The following is a 7431-nucleotide window of genomic DNA, read 5'->3' on the forward strand; positions in this document are numbered from 1 at the left end:
CCGCCGTCACCGTCGGGCGCGCCGGCGCCAATCCGCCCTGGCGCGCCGAGCTGGGCTGACGCCACGCCCCGCAGGCCGGCCGGAACGGGCGCATCCGACGCAGGCGGCCGGCGACGATGACGGCTCATTCGCGCTTGGCGCATCGCGGGTTCGACTGTAGGAGAGAACCCCGAGACGGCGGCGCATCACGAGGACGACGTGCGAACACTGGTCACCGGCGCTGCCGGGTTCATCGGATATCACGTGGCGAAGGCCCTGCTGGAGGCCGGTCACGAGGTCGTCGGCTTCGACAACGTCAATCCCTACTACGACCCGCAGCTGAAGCGCGCCCGGCTGGCGCTGCTGGCGCCCCATCCGGGCTTCCGCATGGTCGAGGCGGGCCTGGAGGATCGCGCCGCGGTGGAGGCCCTGTTCGCCGATGGCCGGTTCGACCGCGTCGTGCACCTCGCCGCGCAGGCGGGCGTGCGCCATTCGCTCACCCCTCCCCACGACTATGCCACGTCCAATCTCGTCGGCTTCCTCAACATCCTCGAAGGATGCCGCCATGCTGGGGTCGGGCATCTGGTCTACGCCTCCAGCAGTTCCGTCTACGGCGCCAATCGCAAGCTGCCCTTTTCCGAGCACGACAGCGTCGACCATCCCGTCAGCCTCTATGCCGCCACCAAGAAGGCCAACGAGCTGATGGCGCACAGCTATGCGCATCTCTACGGCCTGCCGGTGTCGGGGCTGCGCTTCTTCACGGTCTACGGGCCATGGGGGCGGCCGGACATGGCGCCGATCAAGTTCGCCCGGGCGATCCTCGCCGGCGATCCCATCGACGTCTACAATGGCGGCGCCCTGTCGCGCGACTTCACCTACATCGACGACATCGTGGACGGGGTGGTGGCCACCCTCGAGGTCCTGCCGCAGCCGGTCCCGTGCGAGGCCGACGCCGCGCCCGATCCGTCGACGTCGCCGACGGCGCCCTACCGGGTCTACAACATCGGCCACAACGACCCCGTGCCGCTGATGGACTTCATCGCCGCGCTGGAAGAGGCCATCGGCCGCAAGGCGAAGCTGAACATGATGCCGATGCAGCCCGGCGACGTCGAGCGCACCTTCGCCGATCTCGAAGCCCTGAACGCCGCGACCGGGTTCCGCCCGAAGGTGCCGCTGCGCGACGGCATCCGCCGCTTCGTCGCCTGGTACCGCGACTACCATCGCGTCTGACCCGCGGGAGAGCGCCCCGCAATCGCCGGAATTGTGTCGGGCCGACAGGATGATTTTACCGCCGATCGGGCCATCTGTGGCATGGCTTGGCTTGCCGCGCGGACGGAAATTGGAGACAGAGCGTACAATTCCACCGTCTTCGAAGGCTGACCGACGGCATGTCCACTGCGATCTCCCATCTGAAGCGGCTCGAGGCCGAAGCGATCCACATCATCCGCGAAGTCGCCGCGACCATGGCGAAGCCGGTGATGCTCTATTCGATCGGCAAGGATTCGGCCGTCATGCTGCACCTCGCCATGAAGGCCTTCCACCCCGGCACGCCGCCCTTCCCGCTGCTGCATGTCGACACCACCTGGAAGTTCCGCGAGATGATCGCGTTTCGCGACGAGATGGCGCGCCGGCTCGGCTTCGATCTCATCGTCCACGTCAACGAGGACGGCGTGCGCGAGGGCATCGGCCCGTTCAGCCACGGCTCCAGCGTCCACACGCACGTGATGAAGACGGTCGGCCTTCGCCAGGCGCTCGACCGCTACGGCTTCGACGCCGCCTTCGGCGGGGCCCGCCGCGACGAGGAGAAGAGCCGCGCCAAGGAACGCATCTTCTCCTTCCGCGACGGCCAGCACGGCTGGGACCCCAAGAACCAGCGCCCGGAAATGTGGAAGATCTACAACACCCGCGTGGCCCCGGGCGAATCGATCCGCGTCTTCCCGCTGTCGAACTGGACCGAGCTCGACATCTGGCAGTACATCCTCCTCGAAGGCATCCCCATCGTCCCGCTCTATTTCGCCAGGCCGCGCCCGGTGGTGGAGCGTGACGGCATGTTGATCATGGTCGACGACGAGCGCATGAAGCTGCGTCCCGGCGAGGCCGTCGAGGAACGCATGGTCCGCTTCCGCACGCTGGGCTGCTATCCTCTCACCGGCGCCATCGAGTCCGACGCGGCGACGCTGGAGGACATCGTCCAGGAGATGCTGGTCGCCCGCACGTCCGAGCGCCAGGGGCGGCTGATCGACCGCGACGAAGCCGGATCGATGGAGAAGAAGAAGCGCGAGGGCTATTTCTGATGCACGACACCGTCGCCAGAACGAAGGACACCGGCGACCTGCGCGGCTATCTGGCCGAGCAGGAGCGCAAGTCGCTGCTTCGCTTCCTCACCTGCGGGTCCGTCGACGACGGCAAGTCGACGCTGATCGGCCGCCTGCTCTACGACACCAAGCTGATCTTCGAGGACCAGCTCGCCGCGCTGGAAACCGATTCGCGCAAGCACGGTACCACCGGCGACGACATCGATTTCGCCCTGCTCGTCGACGGGCTGGAGGCCGAGCGCGAGCAGGGCATCACCATCGACGTCGCCTACCGCTTCTTCGCCACGCCCAGGCGCAAGTTCATCGTCGCCGATACGCCCGGCCACGAACAGTACACGCGCAACATGGCGACCGGCGCTTCCACGGCCGATCTCGCCATCGTGCTCGTCGACGCCCGCGCCGGCATCATCCAGCAGACGCGGCGCCACTCCTTCATCGCCTCGCTGCTCGGCATCCGCCATGTCGTCGTGGCGATCAACAAGATCGACCTCGTCGGCTATGACGAGGCCGTGTTCGAGGAGATCGCGGCGGACTATCGCGGCTTTGCCCGCGATCTCGGCTTCGAGACGATCACGGCGATCCCGATGTCGGCCCGCTATGGCGACAACGTCACCACGGCGTCGGCCAACACCGGCTGGTACGGCGGCCCGACGCTGCTCGAACACCTCGAATCGGTCCCGGTCGACCGCATCGACACCGGCAGGCCGTTCCGCTTGCCGGTGCAATACGTGAACCGGCCCAATCTCGATTTCCGGGGCTTTTGCGGCACCATCGCCTCGGGCACGGTGTCGAAGGGCGATCAGGTGGTGGTGGCGAAGTCGGGCAAGGCGTCGACCGTCGCGCGCATCGTCACCCATGATGGCGATCTCGAAACCGCCGTCGCCGGCCAGGCTGTGACGCTGGTGCTGTCCGACGAGGTCGAGGTGTCGCGCGGCAACATGCTGGTGTCGCCGTCGGCGCGCCCCGAGGTGGCCGACCAGTTCACCGCCGACATCATCTGGTTCGACGAGCAGCCCATGCTGCCCGGCCGCACCTATCTCCTGCGCACCGAGACCGACCAGGCGGCAGCCTCGATCACCGAGCTGAAGCATCGCATCGACGTCAACAGCTTCTCCCACGAGGCGGCCAAGTCGCTCGACCTCAACGAGATCGGCTCCTGCAACATCTCGGTGCAGCAGCCGATCGCCTTCGACAACTACGTCGACAACCGCTCCACCGGCGCCTTCATCCTGATCGACCGGATGACCAACCGCACCGTCGGCGCCGGCCTCATCCGCCACCCGCTGCGGCGCGCCTCCAACATCCACTGGCAGGCGCTCGACGTCGACAAGGCCGCGCGCGCGGAGATGAAGCACCAGAAGCCGGTGGTGCTCTGGTTCACCGGCCTGTCGGGCTCGGGCAAGTCGACCATCGCCAACCTGCTCGAGAAGCGCCTCTTCAACGACGGCCGCCACACCTACATCCTCGACGGCGACAACGTCCGCCATGGGCTGAACCGCGATCTCGGCTTCACCGAGGAGGATCGCGTCGAGAACATTCGCCGCGTCGCCGAGACGGCGCGGCTGATGGCCGATGCCGGGCTCATCGTCATCGTCTCCTTCATCTCGCCCTTCCAGGCGGAACGCCGCATGGCGCGCGAGCTGATGGCCGAGGGCGAGTTCGTCGAGGTCTTCGTCGACACGCCGTTCGAGGAATGCGCCCGGCGCGATCCGAAGGGCCTCTACGCCAAGGCGCTGCGCGGCGAGATCAAGAACTTCACCGGCGTCGATTCGCCCTACCAGGCGCCGGCCAACCCGGAGATCCATCTCGACACGGTCGGCCGTCCGCCGGAAGACATGGTCGAGGAGATCGCGTCCTGGCTGCGCGAAAGGGGAATTGCATGACCACGCCCGTGTTGCCGTCCGACAGCGAGATCCTGACCCTCTTCGAGGAGCTCGCGCTCGACGCCGGCCGCGCCGTCATGGCCGTCTACGCCACCGACTTCGACACGGCCACCAAGGCCGATGCCTCGCCCGTGACCGAAGCCGACCAGTCGGCCGAGGCGATCATCCTGACCGGCCTGCGCGCGCGCCTGCCCGGCGTGGTCTGCGTGGCCGAGGAGGAGGTCGCCGAAGGCCTGGTGCCGGCGGCGCTCGGCTCGGCCTTCATCCTCGTCGATCCGCTCGACGGCACCAAGGAGTTCGTCGGCCGCAAGGGCGACTTCACCGTCAACATCGCGCTCGTGCGCGACGGCCTGCCCGCCATCGGCGTCGTCCACGCGCCCGCGCGCAACACGCTCTATGCCGGCCGGCCGGGCACGGCGACGATCGCCGACGTCTCGCCGCAGGGGGAAATCGTCGGGCGCCGACCGATGGCGGCGCGACCGGCGGCCAGCCCGCCGCGCATCGTCGCCAGCCGCTCGCACCGGACGCCCGAGACCGACGCCTTCATCGACCGGCATCCCGGCGCCGAAACCGTCGCGGTCGGCTCCTCCCTGAAATTCTGCCTGCTCGCCAATGGCGAAGCCGACCTCTACCCGCGCTTCGGCCGCACCATGGAGTGGGACACGGCGGCCGGCGACGCGGTTCTGCGCGCGGCCGGCGGCTCGACCACGCTGGTCAACGGCGGCGCCTTCGTCTACGGCAAGCGCCGGCAGGCGAACGACGTCGACTTCGCCAATCCCTGGTTCATCGCCCGCGGCGCCTGACGCGGCTTGCGCCGCGCCGGTCGAGCGGGGGTCGCGCTCAAGAAGACGCACGCATGAAAAAGGCGGCGAGGCCGAGGCCCGCCGCCCTTTTTCGTTCGTCCGAACTGTCTTGCGTCAGCCGCGCGCCTTGCCCGGGATCAGCGCCCAGACGGCCGGCACGATCGCCGAGGCGAGTGCGACCTTGACGAGGTCGGGCACGATGAAGGGCACGACGCCGAAGGTCCAGGCCTTCTCGGCGCCGATCAGCGTCGCCAGCCAGCCGAAGCCGCAGGCCATCATCGCCGCTTCGGCCACCAGCATGGCGCCGAAGAGCTTGAAGGCCGAGCGATCCCAGCCGCGGTCGGCGGCCCAGCCGGCGATCGCGGCCATGGCGAGGAAGCCGATCAGGTAGCCGCCGGTGGAACCCATCATGTAGGCGAGGCCGATGCCCTTCTCGGGCGTCGACTGGAAGACCGGGAAGCCCATCGCGCCCTGGAAGAGGTAGAGCGCCAGCGTCGCGACCGCCATGCGCATGCCGAAGGACGTGGCGATCAGGAGGATCGCCAGCGTCTGCAGCGACAGGTCGACCGGGCCGAGCACGACCTTGGTCTTGGCCGACAGCGTGAGCAGCAGCGTGCCGCCGACGACGAGCGCGGCCTGCATGGCCAGGCGGGTGGCGCCCTTCTCGGGCATTGCCAGCATTGCGAGAGGAGTGGTTGCACTCGCTGCAGTCATGGGGGAGGCTCCGTTGGAATCGCGCGGCCGACAATGGCCGTTCCGTTTCCCTATAGAAACTTCCGTGTTAAGCGGCAACTCCACTGACCCTTCTTCGACCACAGGCAGCGCTTTTCATGGCCATCGAGTTCGACACCCGCTTCGAGCCGGCCCATGGCGAGGCGGTCGCGGTCGCGCCCGGCGTGCTCAGGGTGACGGCCGACAATCCCGGCCCGTTCACCTTCCACGGCACCAACAGCTACGTCGTCGGCGCCGACACGCTGGCGGTGATCGATCCGGGACCGGAGGACGAGGCGCATCTCCAGGCGCTGCTCGCCGCGATCGGCGGGCGCCCGGTCAGCCACGTCTTCGTCAGCCACACCCACCGCGATCACTCGCCGCTCGCCCGGCGGCTGGCCGGGGTCACCGGCGCGACCGTGCTGGCCGAAGGGCCGCACCGTCCCGTCCGCCCGCTGCGCATCGGCGAGACCAATCCGCTCGACGCCAGCGCCGACACCGCGTTCGCGCCCGACCGGTCGCTCGCCGACGACGAGACGGTGCAGGGCGACGGCTGGGCGATCCGCACCGTGCTCACGCCCGGCCATGCCGCCAACCATGCCGCCTTCGCGCTGGAGGGCACCGGCATCCTGTTCTCGGCCGACCACGTGATGGCCTGGTCGACCTCGATCGTCGCGCCGCCCGACGGCGCCATGGCCGACTACATGGCCTCGCTCGACAGGCTCGCCGCGCGCGACGACCGTCTCTATCTCCCGGGCCACGGCGGACCGGTGGAAAAGCCGGCCGCCTTCGTGCGCGGGCTGCGCACCCACCGGCGCATGCGCGAGGCGGCCATCCTCGAGCGGCTGAAGGCCGGCGACCGGACGATCCCCGACATCGTGCGGGCGATCTACGCCAGCACCGATCCGCGGCTGCACGGCGCGGCGGGGCTGTCGGTGCTCGCCCATCTGGAGGATCTGGTGGCGCGCGGCCTGGCCGGGGCCGACGGCGAGGTCTCCATCGACGCCGCCTATCGCCCGGCCTGAGCGCCGTCTCAGCGCTTGCGCACGAATTCCGTGCGCAGCACCAGTCCCTTGATCGTCTCGTGGCGGCAGTCGATCTCGTCGGGATTGCCGGTCAGGCGGATCGAGCGGATCACGGTGCCCTGCTTCAGCGTCTGGTTGGCGCCCTTCACCTTGAGGTCCTTGATCAGCGTCACCGAATCGCCGTCGGCCAGCACGTTGCCGGCCGAGTCCCGCACCAGGTCGAGGGCCGCCGCCTCGGCGGCCATCTCCGAGGCCGGGCGCCATTCGCCGGTCTTGTCGTCATAGACGTAGTCGTCGTCGCCAGCCATGCGGGCTCCAGTGCTGCTTGCGTGAAAGGAATGTCGGCCGACGCGGCCTTGCGCGTCAGTCCTCCGTGCCCGGGTCCATCCGGGCGTCGAGGTCGACGAGGAAGCGGCGGATGCGGTCGGCATTGTCGCCGAGGTCGTGCTGGGCGAAATGCGAGGCCGAGCGCAGGTCGACGAAGGTCGTCTCGCCCTCGTCGGTCAGCCGCACCACGAGGTCGGCGGGAAAGCGCAGCCACCGCGAGAAGGCGCGCACCTCGATGCTCACCTCCGCACTCGCCACGCCCTCGTCGGTCCCGTCCTGCGGCCCCGCTTCGCCGGGGTCGTCCTCGTCGGGTCCGGCCTCGGCGTCGTCCGGCAGGGCCGCGGCCTGGCCCTCGGCGGTGGTCGGCCGCGGCGCGGGGATCGGCGGC

The 7431-nt window shown here is 69.1% G+C and carries 8 protein-coding genes; 5 read left to right on the forward strand and 3 right to left on the reverse strand.

Going from position 1 to position 7431, the window contains the following annotated elements:
• The first annotated feature begins 198 nt into the window (after positions 1–198).
• The 4 genes from EJC49_RS23050 to cysQ all read left to right on the forward strand — a co-directional run bounded on the left by EJC49_RS23050 (position 199) and on the right by cysQ (position 4980).
• Positions 199–1209 carry an NAD-dependent epimerase gene (locus EJC49_RS23050; RefSeq protein WP_126702282.1) on the forward strand — a complete coding sequence of 337 codons (1011 nt, stop codon included), beginning with the start codon at positions 199–201 and terminating at the stop codon, positions 1207–1209.
• A gap of 158 nt (positions 1210–1367) precedes the next feature.
• The gene (cysD, locus tag EJC49_RS23055; RefSeq protein ID WP_126702283.1) at positions 1368–2273 is read left to right on the forward strand and encodes a sulfate adenylyltransferase subunit CysD; all 906 of its coding nucleotides are present in this window, start codon (positions 1368–1370) and stop codon (positions 2271–2273) included.
• Complete coding sequence (cysN, locus tag EJC49_RS23060; protein ID WP_126702284.1) at positions 2273–4177, forward strand: sulfate adenylyltransferase subunit CysN; 1905 nt, start codon at positions 2273–2275, stop codon at positions 4175–4177. The genes cysD and cysN overlap by 1 nt, the downstream gene beginning before the upstream one ends.
• Positions 4174–4980 carry a 3'(2'),5'-bisphosphate nucleotidase CysQ gene (gene cysQ / locus EJC49_RS23065; RefSeq protein ID WP_126702285.1) on the forward strand — a complete coding sequence of 269 codons (807 nt, stop codon included), beginning with the start codon at positions 4174–4176 and terminating at the stop codon, positions 4978–4980. Before cysN ends, cysQ begins: the two co-directional genes overlap by 4 nt.
• 114 nt (positions 4981–5094) lie before the next feature.
• Here the strand turns inward: cysQ and EJC49_RS23070 are convergent, their stop codons facing one another.
• Positions 5095–5694 (reverse strand): biotin transporter BioY, encoded by a 600-nt coding sequence (locus tag EJC49_RS23070; protein WP_126702286.1) that lies wholly within the window; start codon positions 5692–5694, stop codon positions 5095–5097.
• 116 nt (positions 5695–5810) lie between these two features.
• Between EJC49_RS23070 and EJC49_RS23075 the strand changes: the two genes are divergently transcribed.
• Entirely contained in the window at positions 5811–6716 is a 906-nt protein-coding gene (locus EJC49_RS23075) for an MBL fold metallo-hydrolase (protein ID WP_126702287.1), read from the forward strand.
• 8 nt (positions 6717–6724) lie between these two features.
• Here EJC49_RS23075 and EJC49_RS23080 read toward each other — a convergent pair whose 3' ends face one another.
• Together EJC49_RS23080 and EJC49_RS23085 are read right to left on the reverse strand one after the other, a co-directional pair.
• Positions 6725–7024, reverse strand: a complete 300-nt coding sequence (locus tag EJC49_RS23080; RefSeq protein ID WP_126702288.1) for an alkylphosphonate utilization protein — start codon at positions 7022–7024, stop codon at positions 6725–6727.
• 55 nt (positions 7025–7079) lie between these two features.
• Positions 7080–7431, reverse strand: a 352-nt coding sequence (locus tag EJC49_RS23085) for a DUF1499 domain-containing protein (RefSeq protein ID WP_170314849.1), incomplete at its 5' end; no start/stop codon positions are given.

The sequence above is a fragment of the Aquibium carbonis genome (genome assembly GCF_003970795.1).
GTDB lineage: Bacteria > Pseudomonadota > Alphaproteobacteria > Rhizobiales > Rhizobiaceae > Aquibium > Aquibium carbonis.